General features: G+C 69.0%; 18 protein-coding genes. 17 read left to right on the forward strand and 1 reads right to left on the reverse strand.

What is annotated here, in order from left to right:
* The 15 genes from ABD172_RS10660 to ABD172_RS10730 all read left to right on the forward strand — a co-directional run.
* Positions 1-232 (forward strand): TilS substrate-binding domain-containing protein (locus tag ABD172_RS10660; protein WP_344309473.1); only part of this gene is annotated, 232 nt, incomplete at its 5' end.
* 122 nt (positions 233-354) lie between these two features.
* Positions 355-906: a hypoxanthine phosphoribosyltransferase gene (gene hpt / locus ABD172_RS10665; RefSeq protein WP_344309475.1), complete on the forward strand. Its 552-nt coding sequence runs from the start codon at positions 355-357 to the stop codon at positions 904-906.
* Between the two features lie 104 nt (positions 907-1,010).
* On the forward strand, positions 1,011-3,413 hold the full coding sequence (ftsH, locus tag ABD172_RS10670; RefSeq protein ID WP_344309476.1) for an ATP-dependent zinc metalloprotease FtsH: 2,403 nt from the start codon (positions 1,011-1,013) through the stop codon (positions 3,411-3,413).
* A 138-nt stretch (positions 3,414-3,551) separates the two neighbouring features.
* Complete coding sequence (gene folE, locus ABD172_RS10675) at positions 3,552-4,115, forward strand: GTP cyclohydrolase I FolE (protein ID WP_344309478.1); 564 nt, start codon at positions 3,552-3,554, stop codon at positions 4,113-4,115.
* Complete coding sequence (gene folP, locus ABD172_RS10680) at positions 4,112-4,966, forward strand: dihydropteroate synthase (protein WP_344309480.1); 855 nt, start codon at positions 4,112-4,114, stop codon at positions 4,964-4,966. The genes folE and folP overlap by 4 nt, the downstream gene beginning before the upstream one ends.
* The gene (folK, locus tag ABD172_RS10685) at positions 4,963-5,907 is read left to right on the forward strand and encodes a 2-amino-4-hydroxy-6-hydroxymethyldihydropteridine diphosphokinase (protein ID WP_344309481.1); all 945 of its coding nucleotides are present in this window, start codon (positions 4,963-4,965) and stop codon (positions 5,905-5,907) included. The genes folP and folK overlap by 4 nt, the downstream gene beginning before the upstream one ends.
* Before the next feature lie 94 nt (positions 5,908-6,001).
* Positions 6,002-6,517, forward strand: a complete 516-nt coding sequence (locus tag ABD172_RS10690; RefSeq protein WP_344309483.1) for a DUF3180 family protein — start codon at positions 6,002-6,004, stop codon at positions 6,515-6,517.
* A 70-nt stretch (positions 6,518-6,587) separates the two neighbouring features.
* Entirely contained in the window at positions 6,588-7,076 is a 489-nt protein-coding gene (locus ABD172_RS10695) for a PH domain-containing protein (protein WP_344309485.1), read from the forward strand.
* Between the two features lie 2 nt (positions 7,077-7,078).
* Positions 7,079-8,935 carry a PH domain-containing protein gene (locus ABD172_RS10700; RefSeq protein ID WP_344309487.1) on the forward strand — a complete coding sequence of 619 codons (1,857 nt, stop codon included), beginning with the start codon at positions 7,079-7,081 and terminating at the stop codon, positions 8,933-8,935.
* Positions 8,936-9,017: 82 nt separating this feature from the next.
* A complete protein-coding gene (locus tag ABD172_RS10705; RefSeq protein WP_344309489.1) occupies positions 9,018-9,959 on the forward strand; it encodes a Rossmann-like and DUF2520 domain-containing protein in 942 nt (313 codons plus the stop codon).
* Between the two features lie 54 nt (positions 9,960-10,013).
* The gene (lysS, locus tag ABD172_RS10710; RefSeq protein WP_344309491.1) at positions 10,014-11,546 is read left to right on the forward strand and encodes a lysine--tRNA ligase; all 1,533 of its coding nucleotides are present in this window, start codon (positions 10,014-10,016) and stop codon (positions 11,544-11,546) included.
* A 153-nt stretch (positions 11,547-11,699) separates the two neighbouring features.
* Positions 11,700-11,969 carry a hypothetical protein gene (locus tag ABD172_RS10715; protein ID WP_344309493.1) on the forward strand — a complete coding sequence of 90 codons (270 nt, stop codon included), beginning with the start codon at positions 11,700-11,702 and terminating at the stop codon, positions 11,967-11,969.
* A complete protein-coding gene (locus ABD172_RS10720; protein ID WP_344309496.1) occupies positions 11,938-12,279 on the forward strand; it encodes a histone-like nucleoid-structuring protein Lsr2 in 342 nt (113 codons plus the stop codon). Before ABD172_RS10715 ends, ABD172_RS10720 begins: the two co-directional genes overlap by 32 nt.
* 181 nt (positions 12,280-12,460) lie before the next feature.
* Complete coding sequence (locus ABD172_RS10725) at positions 12,461-14,986, forward strand: ATP-dependent Clp protease ATP-binding subunit (RefSeq protein WP_344309498.1); 2,526 nt, start codon at positions 12,461-12,463, stop codon at positions 14,984-14,986.
* A gap of 164 nt (positions 14,987-15,150) precedes the next feature.
* The gene (locus tag ABD172_RS10730; protein ID WP_344309500.1) at positions 15,151-15,711 is read left to right on the forward strand and encodes an amino-acid N-acetyltransferase; all 561 of its coding nucleotides are present in this window, start codon (positions 15,151-15,153) and stop codon (positions 15,709-15,711) included.
* A 30-nt stretch (positions 15,712-15,741) separates the two neighbouring features.
* On the opposite strand, the gene ABD172_RS10735 is transcribed toward ABD172_RS10730, so the two are convergent.
* A complete protein-coding gene (locus ABD172_RS10735; RefSeq protein ID WP_344309501.1) occupies positions 15,742-16,695 on the reverse strand; it encodes an HhH-GPD family protein in 954 nt (317 codons plus the stop codon).
* A 58-nt stretch (positions 16,696-16,753) separates the two neighbouring features.
* Here ABD172_RS10735 and ABD172_RS10740 point away from each other — a divergent pair, with 58 nt between their 5' ends.
* Together ABD172_RS10740 and ABD172_RS10745 are read left to right on the forward strand one after the other, a co-directional pair.
* On the forward strand, positions 16,754-17,641 hold the full coding sequence (locus tag ABD172_RS10740) for a hypothetical protein (RefSeq protein ID WP_344309502.1): 888 nt from the start codon (positions 16,754-16,756) through the stop codon (positions 17,639-17,641).
* 11 nt (positions 17,642-17,652) lie between these two features.
* Positions 17,653-18,558 (forward strand): alpha/beta fold hydrolase, encoded by a 906-nt coding sequence (locus ABD172_RS10745; RefSeq protein ID WP_344309504.1) that lies wholly within the window; start codon positions 17,653-17,655, stop codon positions 18,556-18,558.
* Positions 18,559-18,596 lie beyond the last annotated feature (38 nt).

An 18,596-nucleotide genomic window follows, 5' to 3' on the forward strand; every position in this document is an offset into this window, starting at 1 on the left:
CTCGGCGATGGCCGAGGCGGTGCGCACCCGGGTGCTGCGCGACTGGTTGCGCCGGTGCAGCGGCACCTCCGAGGAGATCGGCCGGCACCACGTGCGGGCCGTCGACGCGCTCCTCACCGGCGCGGCACGGGGAGCGGTGTCGGTCCCGGGGGCCGCCCGGGTGCACCGCAGGACGGACGGTGCCCTCGAGTACCGCCGGGTGCACGGTGGCCCGGACGGGGCCGGGGCCTAAGAGATCCGTCACACCGGCCCGGCTCCCGGCCCCGGAGTGTGTCCGTCCCCTGCGATAATGTGAGTCGAGATCGTCCGGCTGCGCACCGGAACCCGGTGCGCGCGAATAGAGGAGCACCCGTCGTGGATGAAAAGGACCTGGGCACCGATATCGAGCGCGTGCTGGTCACGGAGGCGCAGATCAAGCACCGCCTCACCGCCATCGCCGCGGAGATCGACCGTGATTACAAGGGCCGCGACATCCTCGTCGTGGGAGTCCTCAAGGGCGCCGTCATGGTGATGGCCGACCTCGCCCGCGCACTCCACTCCCACGTGGAAATGGACTGGATGGCCGTGTCCTCCTACGGCTCCGGCACCAAGTCCTCCGGCGTCGTGCGCATCCTCAAGGACCTCGACACCGACATCAAGGACCGCGACGTCCTCATCGTCGAGGACATCATCGACTCCGGTCTGACCCTGTCCTGGCTGGTGAAGAACCTCAGGTCCCGTGGGGCTGCGACCGTCGAGATCGCCACCCTCCTGCGCAAGCCCGAAGCCCTCAAGGTGGAGATCGACGTCAAGTACGTCGGCTTCGACGTGCCGAACGAGTTCGTCATCGGTTACGGCCTCGACTACGCGGAGAAGTACCGCAACCTGCCGTTCGTGGCGACGCTCGCCCCGCACGTCTACAGCTGAGCGGACCCCGTTCGGGTCGCTCGTCCCGTCGAGCACAGCCGCCACACACACCGACCCACTAGGCTGCCGGTGCTCCGTTCCCCATTTCCCGCCTGAGAGGACCCATGGCAGACACGAAAGACAGCCGTCCGAACGTGAAGAAGATGGCCCGTGGTCCGCTCGTGTGGATCGTGCTCGCCGTCATCATCGTCTCGTTCGGCGCGATGCTGCTCAGCGGCGGTGGATTCCAGCGGATCGACACCGAACAGGGACTGCAGCTGCTCGAGGACGGGAAGGTCGAACAGGCGAAGATCGTCGACAACGATCAGCGCGTCGACCTCGTGCTCACGGAGGACTACTCCTTCGAGGGACACGACTTCGGCAAGCAGGTCCAGTTCTTCTACGTCGAGCCACGTGGTGACGACATCGTCGCCGCGGTCGACGAGGCGGCCCCGGAGAAGGGCTTCACCGACGAGATCGCACGGCAGTCGTGGATCACGACGCTACTGCTCAACCTCCTGCCCTTCGTCATCATCATCGCGATCTTCTGGTTCTTCCTCTCCCAGATGGGCGGCGGCAAGGGCATCATGAACTTCGGCAAGTCGAAGGCGAAGCTCGTGAACAAGGAGCACCCGGACGTCACCTTCGCGGACGTCGCCGGTGTCGACGAGGCCCTCGAGGAACTCGAGGAGATCAAGGAGTTCCTCGCCGAACCGACGAAGTTCCAGGAGGTCGGCGCGAAGATCCCCAAGGGCGTGCTCCTCTACGGTTCGCCGGGTACCGGCAAGACGCTCCTCGCGAAGGCCGTCGCCGGTGAGGCCGGGGTGCCCTTCTACTCGATCTCCGGTTCGGACTTCGTGGAGATGTACGTGGGTGTCGGTGCTTCCCGTGTCCGTGATCTCTTCGACCAGGCGAAGAACAACTCGCCGTGCATCATCTTCATCGACGAGATCGACGCCGTCGGACGCCAGCGCGGCGCCGGCATGGGCGGCGGTCACGACGAACGCGAACAGACCCTCAACCAGCTCCTCGTGGAGATGGACGGGTTCGACGCGACGACGAACGTCATCCTCATCGCGGCGACCAACCGCCCGGACGTCCTCGACCCCGCCCTCCTGCGACCGGGCCGTTTCGACCGCCAGGTGCAGGTCGAGGCCCCGGACATGGCCGGGCGTAGGCACATCCTCGAGGTGCATTCGCGGAACAAGCCGCTCGCGGACGACGTCGACCTCGAGATGGTCGCCAAGCGCACGCCCGGTTTCTCCGGCGCCGACCTCGCCAACGTCCTCAACGAGGCAGCGCTCCTCACCGCCCGCATGGGCAAGAAGGTCATCGACATGGACGCCGTCGACGAGGCCATCGACCGGGTCATCGCGGGCCCGCAGAAGCGCACCCGCCTCATGAAGGACAAGGAACGACTCGTCACCGCGTACCACGAAGGCGGTCACGCACTCGTCGCCGCGGCGATGAACGACACCGACCCGGTGACGAAGGTGACGATCCTCCCGCGCGGTCGGGCCCTCGGCTACACGATGGTGATGCCGGCGGAGGACAAGTACTCGACGACCCGCAACGAGCTCCTCGACGAACTCGCCTACGCGATGGGTGGCCGTGCTGCCGAGGAGATCGTGTTCCACGATCCGACGACGGGCGCCTCGAACGACATCGAGAAGGCGACGAAGACGGCCCACCGCATGGTGACCCAGTTCGGCATGAGCGAGAAGGTCGGCATGGTGAAGATCGGGGACGACAACTCCGAGCCCTTCGCCGGGCGCGGCTACGGTCAGTCCGAACTCCACTCCGACACGACGGTCCACCAGATCGACGAGGAGGTGCGCGCCCTCATCGACGGCGCCCACGCGGACGCCCACTGGGCGATCAACACGAACCGCGACGTCCTCGATCGTCTTGCGCACGAACTCCTCGAGAAGGAGACCCTCGACCAGGCCGAACTCGCGGAGATCTTCAAGGACGTCGTCAAACGTCCCCGCCGCGACGTGTGGCTCGCCCACGACGACCGTCCGGTCTCCGACCGTCCGCCGATCACCGTGCCCCCGCGCCTCGTCGTCGATCCGGAGCCGGCGGACGAACAGCCGCCCGCTCCCGAGGCTCCGGGCCCGCACGGCCCGGGCGCTCCGGGACAGAGTGAGCCGGGACAGAGCCCGCCGGGACACGGCGTGCCGGGACAGGCGGACGGGCCCCGGAACGGACCGGGACCCTACGGTGCGCCGGGACAGCAGGGTCCGGGCAGCCTGTTCCCGCCCGCTCCCGGTGGCTACCGCCCCGGCGATCTGTTCCCGCCCGCTCAGCCTCCGGTGCCCCCGGCCCAGCCGCCCGTCCCGCCGCCGTACGGCCCGGGTCAGGGTGCGCCGGGTCACGGCGCACCCGGCCAGGGCCACCCCGCACCGGGTACACCTGCGCCGGGAATCCCGGGACCGTACGGTGATCCCGGTGGTCCGGGCAGCCCCGAGGAGGGCCCGGGTCCCGAGGAGGGACCGGACTCCCGGGGGTACCGGCCGCGCCACTGAGTGCTCCGGCGGGAGGCGCACGAGGACCGTGCGTCTCCCGGCGGACCGCGGCGTCCGGTCCGTGAGGCCCGGCGCATCCGACCGTTCCGCGCCCGTGCGGCCGGTCACTCACGAAACACACGACCGAAAGGCGAGGACGTGGTCGACCACGCACGTATCGAGGCCGCGGTCCGGGAGATCCTCCTGGCCGTCGGCGAGGACCCGGACCGCGACGGTCTGCGGGACACCCCGGCCCGGGTGGCCCGGTCCTACGGGGAGGTGTTCTCGGGTCTCGGCAGGGACGCCTCCGAAGTGCTGAGTGCGAGTTTCGACATCGGGTACGACGAGATGGTCCTCGTGCGGAACATCGAGATGTACTCGACATGCGAACATCACCTCGTGCCCTTCCACGGGGTCGCCCACGTCGGATACATCCCCGGCAAGGACGGCAAGGTGACGGGCCTGTCGAAGCTCGCCCGTCTCGTCGAGATCTACGCCCGCCGCCCGCAGGTGCAGGAACGCCTCACCAGCCAGATCGCCGACGCCCTCGTCGAGCAGTTGAACCCGCGTGGAGTCATCGTCGTCGTCGAGGCCGAACACCTGTGCATGTCGATGCGGGGTATCCAGAAGCCCGGCGCCTCGACGATCACCTCCGCGGTGCGCGGCCAGCTCCGCGACGCCGCGTCCCGCGCCGAGGCCATGAGCCTCATCCTCGGGAAGTGACCGACGTGACCGCGCCGGAGATCCTCCAGCCGCTCGGCCGGACCCGCATCATGGGGGTCCTCAACGTCACTCCCGACTCCTTCTCCGACGGCGGGAAGTGGTTCGAGACGCGCACCGCGATCGACCACGGACTCGCGCTCGTCGAGAGCGGAGCCGACCTCGTCGACATCGGCGGGGAGTCCACCCGCCCCGGTTCCGTGCGCGTCCCCGAGGACGAGGAACTGCGCCGGGTCGTCCCGGTGACCCGTGAGCTCGCCGCGCAGGGGGTGACGATCAGCGTCGACACGATGCGCGCATCCGTCGCCCGGGCCGCGCTCGACGCCGGTGCGACCATCATCAACGACGTCTCCGCCGGCCAGAGCGACGGGGGAATGCTCGAACTCGCCGCCGAGTACGAGGCGCCCATCGTCCTCATGCACTGGCGGGGATACCTCAGCCAGGCGGAGGCGAGCTTCCACTACGACGACGTCGTCGGAGAGGTCACCACGGAACTCCTCGAGCGGGTCGCCGCGGCGGAGGCTCTCGGCATCCGACGCGAGAACATCATCCTCGATCCGGGCCCGGGGTTCTCCAAGAACGGTCACCACAACTGGGACCTCCTGCGCGGGCTGGACGAGCTGCTCGCCCTCCCGTTCCCGATGCTCGTGGCCGTCTCCCGCAAACGCTTCCTCGCGACCCTCGTGTCGCCCGAGGACCCGGGGGCCGCCTCGATCGCCGATCGGGACGCCGCGACCGCCGCTCTCACGATGTACGCGGCACAGGCCGGCGCATGGGCGGTGCGCGTCCACGAGGCACGCGCCTCGCGGATCGCCGTCGATGTCGCGACGGAACTGGCGAAGGGACAGGCATGAGTACGGACCGGATCCGATTGACCGGACTGCGGGCCCGCGGTCACCACGGGGTCTTCGCGCACGAGAAGGAGAACGGGCAGGACTTCCTCGTCGACGTGGTCCTCCACACGGACACGCGCGCGGCTGCGGCCTCCGACGATCTGCGCGACACCCTCGACTACGGCACCCTCGCGGACGCCGTCGTGGAGATCGTGCAGGGGCCCTCCCTCGACCTCATCGAGACCCTCGCCGAACGCATCGCGGACCACTGCCTCACGCTGTGTGCGCACGTCGAGGTGACGGTCCACAAACCACAGGCACCCATCGCCCACGCCTTCGACGACGTCGAGGTGCACATCGAACGGTTCCGTGCGGCCGCCGCGCCGGTGCGGACCGCGGCGCCCGGTGACCTCGCTGCTCCCGGCGAGGCACAGGCGGTCATCGCTCTCGGGGCGAACCTCGGTCACCCCGTCACGGCGCTCCGCGAAGCCGTGAGCGCTCTCGACCGGCACCCGCGGATCACCGTCACCGGCACGAGCCGCATCTACCGCACGGCGCCCGTGGGCCGGACCGATCAACCGGACTTCCTCAACGCCGCCGTGACCGTGGCGACGAGCATCGCCCCGGTCGAACTGCTCTCGGTGTGTCAGGGCATCGAAGTCGCCGCGGGCCGCACCCGGGAACTCCACTGGGGACCGCGGACCCTCGACCTCGACCTCGTCCGGTACGTTCCGGCGGGAGCCGACCTCGACGATCCCGCCGCGGAGGTGCGCCTCACCGGAGAGGTCCTCACACTTCCGCACCCCCTCGCCCATGAACGTGCGTTCGTCCTCGGTCCGTGGGCCGACGTCCGGCCGGAGGCACGGGTGGCCTGCGGGGACGAGATCCTCCCGATCGGGGAGGCCGTGGACCGGGCCGCCGATTCCGACGGGATCCGCCCCACCGAGCTCTCGCTCACCTGACACACTGGAAGAGGCGGCGCCGGACGCCCGTGCGCAGAACCGGTCCGCCGGGGCGACAGCCGCCCGTCATCGAAGACACCGGAAGGAGGGCGCCGTGAAACCGACCTCGACCGCACAGGTCCTCACCTGGGGATTCCTCGGGCTCGTCCTGTCCGGTGGCTTCCACTTCACTTGGGAGTCCCTCGGCCGCGTCCTGCCCGGCGTCCCGTGGCCGGCCGTCCTCGGCATGCTCCTTCTCGCCGGTGCCCTCGTGGTCATCGGATGGCCGGTGAAGAAGTGGAACGAGGGCGACAGGACGAAGGACATCGACCACGTCCAGGCCGCGCGCATCGCGATGCTCGCCAAGGCTGCCGCCCTCGCCGGCTCCCTCCTCACCGGCTGGTACCTCGGATGGGTGCTCTATCTGCTCCTGAGCGTTCCCGGGCTGCGCGTCACCCTCGCGCTCGGCGGCCTCGTCGCAGTGGCCGCCGCAGCAGCGCTCATGGCCGCGGGCCTCGTCGTCGAGCAGTGGTGCAGGCTGCCACCCGAGGGTGGTCCGGGGAAGGGGACCGGAGCGAAGGGAACGGGTGACTCCCCGCGCCGCGGCGGGCCGGATCCCGAACCCGCCTGACGCGCGCAGCGGAGCCGGCGTCCGGATTACCCCACTGCGCCGGAACGGTGCGCGCGCATAGGCTGGGGCCGTGACCGATCAACAGCCTCCCGACTTCGTACCGGTGTCCCCGAAGTACGTCCGTGTCGAACTCATCGGCTGGGCGATCTTCTTCCTCGGGATCCTGGTCCCGGTCGTCCTGCCCGCGATCATCTCCGCGAACACCGCGACGCTGTGGGTGCTGTGGGCCGGTCTCGCCGCATGGGCCCTCTTCGTCGTCGTCGTGCTCATCGTGGTTCCCCGCGCGATCCGTGCCCTCGGATACGCGGAACGCGAGGACGACATCCTCATCCGCCGCGGCATCATGTGGCGCAAGATCACCGTCGTGCCGTACGGCCGTCTCCAGTACGTCGAGGTCGAGAGCGGCCCGATCGAACGCGGATTCGGGCTCGCGACCGTGAGGCTCCACACCGCGTCCGCGGAATCGGATGCACAGATCCGAGGACTCCCGCGTGCGGACGCCGAACGACTGCGCGACGAGATCGCGGCCCGTGGCTCGGCCGCACTCGCGGGGCTGTGACGATGACCGGATCGCACGACGCCCACCTGCCCGCCGAAGGGTCCGCCTCCCCGCAGTCGTCATCGACCGAGGAGCATCCCGCGTGGCGGCGCGTCCATCCGCTCACCCCGGTGTTGCGCGGCTGTCTCATCTTCGTCGCGGTCATCGGTGGGATTCTCGTGAACTCGGACGACCTCCTGCGGGAGATCATCGGCGCCCTCGTGACAGGGCGGGAGTCGCAGACCGGGCACTGGCTCGGTGAGCGTCCCTGGATGATCGCCGTCATCCTCGGCGGACTCGTACTCCTGCTGGCACTCATCTTCTTCTTCGGTTGGCTCGACTGGCGCTTCACACGGTTCCGGGTCGAGGGGGACGTCGTCGTCCTCCGCAAGGGCGTCCTCACGCGCGAACAGAAACAGGCACGGCTCGACCGCGTGCAGTCGGTGGACATCACGCAGACGCTCATCGCCCGCCTCCTCGGCTTCGCGTCCCTGAAGCTCGACGTCGCCGGTGGTACCGGCAGCTCGGTCGACATCTCCTTCCTCACGAAGAAGCAGGCGGAGGAACTCCGCGAGGAGATGCTCGGCCGGGTGCGGCGAGCGAGGGCCGCCGCCCGTGCCGGCACTCCCGGCACCACTCCGGCCACCACCGCCGCGGCGCCCCGCGGCACCACCGATCACCTCTCCCCGGCACCCCTCGGGAGCCCCGGGGAGGCCGGGGATCCGGAGGCGACGGCACCGGAGGCCCGCGGCGGCGCCTCGGGCACCGAGGTCGGAGGCGCCCCGGGCACCGGTGACAGCGGGGCCGCGGGCGACCGGATCGAGCCCGCCGTGGCGCACCGGACGGGGACGAACCTCGGGACCCGACTGGCAGCCCGGCTCCAGCTCGATCTGTCGGGCACCGTCGATACGGTCGCGGCGGACTTCGGGGACACGATCACGGAGTTCCTCGCGCCCTACGGCGTCGTCGCCCGGACCGACGAGTCCGGCGAGTTCCTCCGGGTTCCTGCGCACCGGGTGCTCCTGTCGAAACTCGTGAGCCCGACGACGGTCGTTCTTCTGCTGGCGGTGGTCGTCCTGTTCGTCGGTGCGGGGATCCTCATGGCGACGGTCGACACCGAGGCCGGCCTCAGCATGCTCATCCCGAGCCTCCTCGGTATCGGTGGTGCCGCCTTCGCCCATGTCAAGGGCGCTTTCGACCAGGCGAACTTCCGGGTCCGTCTCACGGAGGACGGCCTCGCGGTCGAAAGAGGACTCACGAACACCACGCGGAAGGTCATCCCGCTCTCGCGGCTGCAGTCGGTCGAGGTGTGCCAACCCTTGCTGTGGCGTCGGTTCGGCTGGTGGCTCGTGCGGTTCAACACCGCCGGGGGCGCGGACACGAGATCCGTGGGATCGGACAATGTGCTCCTGCCGGTCGGGACCTTCGACGAGGCGCTCCTCATGCTCGGCCTCGCGCTGCCGGAACCCGAGGACGACGCCCGCGCCCTCTTCACGCGGGCGATGCTCGCGGACGCCGCACCGGAGGCCGCCGAGGTCGAACCCCGGTTCCGAAAGCACGCCCGGTCCTCGCGCTGGCTCGACCCCCTCACGTGGAAACGCAACGGGTATGTCGTCACCCCCACGTTCCTCCTCATCCGCTCCGGTCGCCTGCACCGCAGCGCGATCGCGGTCCCGCATGCGCGCGTCCAGTCGATGGCGCTGCGGCGGGGGCCGCTCGAGAAGCGCCTCGGACTCGCGAACGTGCACCTGCACTCGACCGCGGGGCCCGTCCATGCACGAGTGAATCACCTCGCGGCAGCCGATGCGGAAGAACTCTTCTACTCCCACGCGGAGACGACCCGCCTGGCCCGCGCCGAACTCGACGGGCGCCTCGACTGACGGGCGTGCGGAGCGACGGGCAGCGTTGCCTGCGGTACCTCCGACTGCGGTGTGCGAGACCGACTGGCGTACCCTGGTCGGCATGAATCACGAGGACGCGACGCGGCTGGGAGTCGGCATCATCGGGAGCGGACGCGTCGGCGCGGTCATGGGCAATGCCCTGCGGGCTGCCGGACACGCGGTCATCGGCGTGAGTGCCGGATCCGAGGCGAGCCGCGACCGGGCGGAGGCTCTGCTGCCGGACGTCCCGGTGCTCGACGTCGAGACGATCGTCGAACGTGCCGAACTCCTCCTCCTCACCGTTCCCGACGACGTGCTGCCGGAACTCGTCCAGGGCCTCGCGGACCTCGGCCGATTCACTCCCGGGCAGATCGTCGTGCACTGCGCAGGCCGTTACGGCACCGAGGTCCTCCGCCCGGCGGCCGCGCTCGGTGCCATCACCCTCGCGCTTCACCCGGCCCTGAGTTTCACGGGGACGAGTATCGACCTGCCGCGCCTGCGTGAGTCGACGATCGCGGTGACGGCTCCGAAACCGGTGCTTCCCATCGGGCAGGCACTCGTCCTCGAGATCGGCGCGGAACCGGTCGTCGTCCCCGAGGCCGATCGGACTCTCTACCACGCGGCACTCTCGCACGCCTCGAACCACACCGTCGTCGTGCTCTCGCAGGCCGCCGAGGTGTTGCGGGAGATCGGCGTCGAGGACCCCGCGCGGGTGCTCTCCTCCCTCGTGTACGCGAGCGTCGGCAACGTCCTGCAGTCCGGACCGAGTGCCCTCACGGGGCCGGTGAGTCGGGGCGATGTGAGCACCGTCGAGGCGCACCTCGCCGGGCTCGCGGAACTCGCCGCGGAGACCGGGGCGACGGACACCCTCGAGACCTACCGGGCCCTCGCCCGGGCGACCGCCGGTCGTGCGCTGCGGAACGGCACCATCACGGAGTCCACGGTGCTCGGGATCCTCGGCCTCCTCGACGAGGGATCCACGGACGGGGATGCGGCAGGCGGACCGGGCGCCGGCTCCGCCTGAGACCTTCGTCTCGTGTTTTCCGGGCGTGGCGCCTCGGACGGTAGCCTTGGAGCCATGCCCGAAAACGTGAATCCCGAGGCCGTGAACGGTCAGGCGCCTGCCGAACATCTCGATCCCGAACAGCTCCGCATCCGCAAGGACAAGCGGGCCCGGCTGCTCGAATCGGGCCAGGAGGCCTACCCCGTCGCGGTCGCCCGGACGCACACCCTCGCCGAGGTCCGCGCGGCGTACCCGGACCTCGAGGCCGGGCAGGAGACCGACGACGTCGTCGGCGTCGCCGGACGCGTCGTGTTCGTCCGGAACACCGGCAAGCTCTGCTTCGTCACCCTCCAGGCCGGTGACGGCACCCGCCTCCAGGGCATGCTCTCCCTCGCGGAGGTCGGCCAGGACCGCCTCGACGCGTGGAAGACCGATGTCGACCTCGGCGACCACGTGTTCCTCCACGGCCGGGTCATCTCCTCCCGCCGCGGGGAGCTCTCGATCATGGCCGACGAGTGGCAGCTCGCGGCGAAGGCGCTCCGCCCCCTTCCCACCCTCCACACGGAACTCGCGGAGGACACCCGGGTGCGGCAGCGCTACATCGACCTCATCACGCGCGATGCCGCGCGGGAGACGGTGCAGATCCGGGCGAACGTCATGAAGTCGCTGCGGAGGACCTTCGACGAGGCCGGGTTCATGGAGGTCGAGACCCCCATGCTCCAGACCATGCACGGTGGCGCCTCGGCTCGTCCGTTCACCACGCACATCAACGCCTACGACATCGACCTCTACCTGCGGATCGCCCCGGAGCTCTTCCTCAAGCGCGCGGTCGTCGGAGGCCTCGACAACGTCTTCGAGATCAACCGGAATTTCCGTAACGAGGGCGCGGATTCCACGCATTCCCCGGAATTCGCGATGCTCGAGGCATATCAGGCCTACGGCGATTACCATTCGATCGCCGAACTCACGAAGTCGCTCGTGCAGAACGCGGCGAAGGACGCCACCGGTTCTCTCACGGTGACGCTTCCGGACGGCTCCGAATACGACTTCGGTGGGGAATGGGCGGTCGTGAGCATGTACGACTCGCTCTCGGAGGAATCCGGCACCACGGTCACCCCGGAAACGACGGTCGAGGAACTCGAGGAGATCGCGAAGCAGCACGATATCTCCCTCGACGGGGTATTCCGGTCCCACGGCAAGTACGTCGAGGAGATGTGGGAACACTTCTACTCCGACAAACTCTGGGCGCCGACCTTCGTCACCGATTTCCCGGTCGACACCTCCCCACTCGTGCGCGAACACCGGGAGAAGAAGGGTGTCGTGGAGAAGTGGGACCTCTATGTCCGCGGTTTCGAGCTCGCCACCGGCTACTCCGAGCTCGTCGACCCGGTGATCCAACGCGAACGCTTCGAGGCCCAGGCGCGGGACGCCGCCCGTGGCGACGACGAGGCGATGCGCCTCGACGAGGACTTCCTCGCCGCGATGGAGCACGGAATGCCGCCGACCGGCGGAATGGGAATGGGGATCGACCGCCTGCTCATGGCGATCACGGGCCTCGGTATCCGGGAGACCATTCTTTTCCCGCTCGTGAAGCCGATCGAGAACTGATCGGCGATCCGCGGAGCGTTCGGAAAGCGTTCCGATGTCGTTTGCCCGGTTTCTTTCGCGGCGAATAGGGAATCGGAAGACTTTTTCGAAGGAATCCGCAGAATTTCCCGTCCGGAACTCTCACTTCCCCGAGAGGAATCGTTAGGATAAATCGTGGAATACATCAAAGTGCTCCTTCCTTCCATCTGTGTGGGTCTGCTTTTCTGGTACGTCATCCGTACCGTTGTGCGAGCGGACAGCATCGAGCGCAAGGAAATGGACAAGTACTACGAGGAATTGGAAGCCGCCGAAGGGGCTGCCGAGGTCGCGGTCGACGCATCCGTCGAACCGGCCGAGGGCGGCACTCCCGCCGGTGGTTCCGCGGATTCCACGAATCGGAGAAAGGGTTCTCATGGCGGTCAAGACGGTCAAGATCCTCACTGACGACATCGACGGCACCGAGGCGGACGAAACCGTCGCGTTCTCGCTCGACGGCAAGGACTACGAGATGGAGCTCTCGTCGGACAACGCCGCGGCCCTCCGCAACGTGCTCGCTCCGTACGTCGAGAAGGCACGACGCGTGACGCAGCCGGCCCGCACCTCGGCGAAGCCCGCTTCCCGCGGCAAGTCGGAGTCCGGCCTCGACATCCCGGCAGTGCGTGCCTGGGCCCGGTCCAACGGGTGGCCGAACCTCTCGGACCGCGGTCGCATTCCGCGGGAGATCCAGGAGGCGTACATCGCCGCCGGCAACTGATCCGGCATCCCCGTCGCAGGCTCCCCACAGGAGCCCGGTCCGCGGGTGACACCACTCGGCCCACAGCGTTTTTTCGCTGTGGGCCGAATGCTTTGCCCGGTATTCGGCCCAGGGCGAAATGCGAAATTTCCCGGGAGGAAGTTCGTTAGAGTGCTTGGAACCACGAGACCGAGGAGGGCTAATGTTCGAACGCTTCACGGATCGCGCCCGTCGTGTAGTCGTACTGGCGCAGGAAGAAGCCAAGCTTCTCAAGCACAACTACATCGGTACCGAGCACATTCTGCTCGGCCTCATCCACGAGGGTGAGGGCGTCGCCGCCAAGGCCCTCGAAGGCATGGGAATCTCCCTGGAACAGGTGCGCGAGCAGGTCACGGAGATCATCGGCCAGGGACAGCAGGTCCCCAGCGGCCACATCCCGTTCACGCCGCGCGCCAAGAAGGTCCTCGAGCTGAGCCTCCGGGAGGCGCTGCAGCTGGGACACACATACATCGGCACCGAGCACATCCTGCTCGGCCTCATCCGTGAGGGCGAGGGCGTTGCCGCACAGGTGCTCGTCAAGCTCGGCGCGGACCTCGGCCGGGTGCGCCAGGAGGTCATCAAGCTCATCTCCGGTTACCAGGGCAAAGAGCCCGTGGCCGCCGGAGGACGCGACGAGGGCACCCCGTCCGGTTCGCTCGTGCTCGACCAGTTCGGTCGGAACCTCACCGCCGCCGCGCGCGAGGGCAAGCTCGACCCGGTCATCGGTCGCAAGGACCAGATGATGCGCGTCATGCAGGTGCTCTCCCGCCGCACGAAGAACAACCCGGTCCTCATCGGCGAACCCGGTGTCGGCAAGACCGCGGTCGTCGAGGGCCTGGCCCAGTCGATCGTCGCCGGGGACGTGCCGGAGACCATCAAGGACAAGCAGCTCTACACGCTCGACCTGGGCTCGCTCGTCGCCGGTTCGCGCTACCGCGGTGACTTCGAGGAACGCCTCAAGAAGGTCCTCAAGGAGATCCGCACGCGCGGCGACATCATCCTCTTCATCGACGAGATCCACACCCTCGTCGGTGCCGGTGCCGCCGAGGGTGCGATCGACGCCGCTTCGATCCTCAAACCGATGCTCGCCCGCGGTGAGCTCCAGACGATCGGCGCGACGACGCTCGACGAGTACCGCAAGAACATCGAGAAGGACGCGGCTCTCGAACGCCGCTTCCAGCCGATCCAGGTGCCGGAGCCGACCCTGTCCGATTCGATCGAGATCCTCAAGGGTCTGCGCGACCGTTACGAGTCCCACCACAAGGTGACGATCACCGACGGTGCCCTCGCGGCCGCCGTCAACCTGTCGGACCGGTACATCAACGACCGCTTCCTGCCGGACAAGGCGATCGACCTCATCGACGAAGCCGGTGCGAAGCTGCGCATCACGCGGCTGTCGGCTCCGCCGGAGCTCAAGGAGCTCGACTCGAAGATCCTCGACGCACGCCACCGCAAGGAGGCCGCGATCGACGCACAGGACTTCGAGCTCGCCGCCAATGAGCGCGATGCGGAGATGAAGCTCCAGGCCAAGCGTGATGAGCTGGAGAAGGAGTGGAAGGCGGGCGGGAACGCCGCGAAGGCCCAGATCGTCGACGAGGAACTCGTCGCCGACGTGCTCGCCTTCGCCACCGGTATCCCGGTCTACCAGCTCACCGAGGAGGAGTCCTCGCGCCTTCTCAAGATGGAGGAGGAGCTGCACAAGCGCGTCATCGGGCAGGAGGATGCGATCAAGAGCATCTCCCGCGCGATCCGGCGCACGCGTGCCGGCCTCAAGGACCCCAAGCGTCCCTCGGGGTCGTTCATCTTCGCCGGCCCCACGGGTGTCGGAAAGACCGAGCTCGCGAAGTCCCTCGCCGAGTTCCTCTTCGGCGACGAGTCCTCGCTCATCTCGCTCGACATGTCGGAGTTCTCCGAGAAGCACACCGTCTCGCGTCTGTTCGGTTCGCCCCCGGGCTACGTCGGATACGAGGAGGGCGGCCAGCTCACCGAGAAGGTTCGCCGCAAGCCGTTCTCGGTCGTGCTGTTCGACGAGGTGGAGAAGGCCCACGCGGACATCTTCAACTCGCTCCTGCAGATCCTCGAGGACGGTCGTCTCACCGACTCGCAGGGCCGTGAGGTCGACTTCAAGAACACCATCATCATCATGACGACGAACCTGGGTACCCGGGACATCAACCGTGGTGTGCAGATGGGCTTCCAGGTCGAGGGCAACACCGCCAACGACTACGAGCGCATGAAGCAGCGGGTGAACGAGGAGCTCAAGCAGCACTTCCGCCCCGAGTTCCTCAACCGCGTGGACGACACGATCGTGTTCCCGCAGCTGAGCAAGGACGAGATCGTCAAGATCGTCGACCTCTTCATCGCCCGTCTCGACACGCGGATGAAGGACCAGAGCATGAGCATCTCGCTCACGCAGGCGGCGAAGGACCTCCTCGCCGACCGCGGTTACGACCCGGTGCTCGGTGCACGTCCGCTGCGCCGCACCATCCAGCACGAGATCGAGGACCAGCTCTCCGAGCGGATCCTCTTCGGCGAACTGAAGAACGGTCAGCACGTGAAGGTCGACATCGAGGGCGAGGGCGTGGACGCGGTCTTCACCTTCGAGGGTGTCGACAACGAGCGCATGCGCACGGAACTGCCGGAGGACGTCGAGGGCGATGCTCTCGAGCCGGCGGAGCAGGGCGCCTGACTCCCGGTGTGACGCACGCAGGGGAGTGACGCACTCCCCGGTGGGGCGCCTCGGCGACGGGGTATCCCCACCACGATCGGAAGGGCCGGTCGGAACCTGCGCGTTCCGATCGGCCCTTCCGGTGTATTCACGCCCCGTGGCCTGCGCGGTGTACAAATGAACGCATGGACCTCCCCACCGCGACCGCCCTCGACGAGACCCTCCTCCCCTCCGGGTTGGTGATGCGCCGGGCCCGGGCCGGGGACGTCCGTGCGATCCGCGATCTCGTCGCACCCCTCGCCCTCGACCGGATCCTCGTGGCGAAGCCGCCGGTGAGCTACTTCGAGGGCCTGCAGGAGTTCCGGCTCGTCGTCGACCGGGATGCGCAGTCGGGGGAGGAGACCCTCGTCGGCTGTGCGGCACTCCACGTCATGTGGGAGGACCTCGCGGAGATCCGGACCGTGGCGACGAATCCCGACTACCGGGGCCGAGGCGCCGGCCGGGCCCTCGTGGAGCGGATCCTCGACGACGCCCGGGCGATCGGGGTGGAGCGCGTCTTCTGCCTCACCTTCGAGACCGGCTTCTTCGGCTCGCTCGGATTCGAGGAGATCGCCGGCACCCCCGTGTCGCCGGACGTCTACCAGGAGCTCCTCCAGTCCCACGACGAGGGCACCGCGGAGTTCCTCGATCTCGCCCGCGTGAAGCCGAACACCCTTGGCAACACGCGGATGATCCGCCACCTCTGAGCCGGCGGCCGGGGTGACCCGGCGGTGGGATCAGGGCAGGCGGAGCCGCCCGTCCTCGAGGACCGCGAGGCCGTCGGACACGAGGTCCGTCACGAGCCGGTCGATGCGGTCGGCCGTTCCGAGATCCCGGACGCGCTCGACGGCCGCGACCACCGGTGCGGGCAGACCGGCGAGGGTCTCCTCGTCCGTGGTCGTGAGATCGAGCGCCGAGGCGGTGAGCAGCCGGGTGGGCAGCCCGGCGGTGGTGGCGGTCCGCAGTACCTTCATGATCGCGCCGCGCAGCTGCCGGTCGGTGCCCGCCCATGACTGCGTCCGAGGCTTCCGTTCGGGAGCGGCGGGACGGCCCGCGAGGTTCCACACGCAGAGGTCCTGCAGTGGACACTCCGCGCACCGCGGTGAGCGGGACGTGCACACGAGGGCCCCGAGTTCCATGACTCCGGCATTCCATTCGACGTGGTCGTGCGTGGGGACGAGGCCCGCGGCCCAGGCCGTTTCCTTCTTCGACAGCGCGGCCATCGGGTGTTCGACTCCGGCGAAGACGCGGGAGAGGACGCGGCGGATGTTGACGTCGAGGACGGTGGCGCGGTTGCGGTGGGCGAAGGACGCGACGGCAGCCGCGGTGTAGGACCCGATGCCGGGCAGTGCGAGGAGTTCCTCCTCCGTGGACGGGACGACGCCGTCGTGGCGCTCCGTGATCGCCCGGGCGCACTCCTGCAGCCGGAGCGCCCGGCGCGGGTATCCGAGGGAGTCCCAGGCGATGAGGACCTCGGACGTCGGCGCGGCCGCGAGGTCCGCCGGCGTCGGCCAGGTGGCCATCCACGCCTCCCACTTCGGGGCGACCCGACTCATCGGGGTCTGCTGGCTCATCACCTCGCTCACGAGGACACCCCACGCCGAGGTCCCGGGAGTACGCCAGGGCAGGTCCCGGGCGTTGTCCGCGAACCATTCGAGGACCCGGGGGTGCACGGCGGATGCCACCGGCACGGGTGCTTCCCGGTGTGTCCCACCGGCGCTTTCCCGTCCTGGTCGTAGGCTCACAGTGATGTCTCCCAGTGCTCGTCCTCCCGGCTCCCAGCCACGTCGTACGCAGGCGAAGAACGCCGCGTCCGCCACGCGTGCCTCCGCCCGGTCCACCGCGCGTTCCGGCTCGCGTACGCGGAAACCGACCCCGGCAGTCTACCGACGCCGCAGGCTCGCGGTGCTCGTCTTCGCTCTCGTCGTCGTGGTTCTCCTCGTGCTCGCGGGGTGGTTGCTCGTCAAGGGCATCCAGGCCCAGGTGCGGGCCGCGGGGGAGGGGTCCACCGAGATGAACGCGGCACCCACCGAGGCCGTGACCGAGGACCCCGCGGCTCCGGCTCCCGAGGAGAGCGAGGCGAGCGGCATGTGCCCGACCGATGCGGTGGGACTCACGGGCAGGCCCGACAAGGAGTCGTACGCGCACGACGCGACCGTCACGTTCGAGTACATCGTGAAGAACAACCACTCGGCGGCATGCAGGATCGCAGTCGGGACGAACCAGCAGGAGTACATGGTCAAGCACGACGGCAGGGTCGTGTGGACGACCCGGTACTGCGCGGACCCCGCTGCCGACGGTGACGCCGCCGACGTCGAGCAGGTGTTCGCGGCCGGTTCCGAGAAGCGCTCCTCCCTCCAGTGGAACCGGATCCCCGTCGACGAGAACTGCAACAGGACGGCGGACGCCTTCGAACCCGGCGACTACCAACTCGTCGTGAAGCTCGGGGACACCGAGAGCGCCGCCGTCGACTTCGTCCTCGAGGAGGACCCCGCGGTCGTCGCCGAGCGCGAGGAGAAGGAACGCCGGGAGCGGGAGCAGGCGGAGGCGGAGGAGTCCGCGGCCGAGGAGTCCGCAGCGCCGGAGGGTGAGGACGGCGCAGGCGAGCCCGCCGACGACGCGGAGTCGGAAGGCTGACAGTGCCCCGGTTGCGGCGGTCTGCGGAGGGGGAGCGGCGCCTCGGCGGTTTCACCTCGCCGGAGGTCCGGCGGCGGTACCTCGCGGCGTACGACGCGGCGATGGCGCTCATGCCGATCCCGGACGAGATCCGCGACCTGCCGACCGCGTACGGCACCGTACGGGTGTACTACTACGCGCCGACGACGCGGGAGGCCCGGGCACACGCCCCGCTCGTCCTCCTGCCCGGTACGCGGTCCGGTGCTCCGGTCTTCGCCGACAACCTCGCCGGCCTCCGGGAGTGCGCCCCGGTGTACGTCCTCGACCTGCTCGGCGAACCGGGCCGGAGCGTGCAGACCGCACCGATCGCCTCGGCCGCCGACCAGGCGGCGTGGCTGCACGAGGTGCTCCGGACGCTTCCCGAACGGCGGTTCCACCTGTGCGGGCTCTCGATCGGCGGGTGGACGGCCGTGAACTGTGCCCTCGCCTCGGAGGAATCGATCGCGTCCCTCGTGCTCGTCGAACCGGTGAATGTGTTCGCCGGGCTGTCGTGGCAGGTGGACCTCCGGTCGATCCCGGCGAGCGTGCGGTGGTTCCCGAAGGCGTGGCGGGAGACGTTCAGTAGTTGGAGCGCCGGAGGGGTCCCGGTCGAGGACGAACCCGTCGGACGGATGATCGAGGCGGGGATGCAGGCGTACGACGTGCGACAGCCGGCGATCGCTCGGATCCCGGCCCGGCGCCTCGGTGGGATCACGGTGCCGGTGCTCGTCCTCGTGGCCGGCGATTCACCCATGCACCGCGCCGAGGCGGTCGCCCGGACCGCGCGGGCGGAACTGCAGCACGGCACCGTGCGGGTGTATCCGGGCGCCTCGCACGCGATCAACGGCGAGTTCCCCGAGCGGATCGCGGAGGATGTGCGGGTGTTCCTCCCGGAATGAGCGAGGCGCCCGGCCGGCCGGTATGTGACGGGTCCCGA

It is taken from the genome of Brevibacterium samyangense, from assembly GCF_039529845.1.
GTDB lineage: Bacteria > Actinomycetota > Actinomycetes > Actinomycetales > Brevibacteriaceae > Brevibacterium > Brevibacterium samyangense.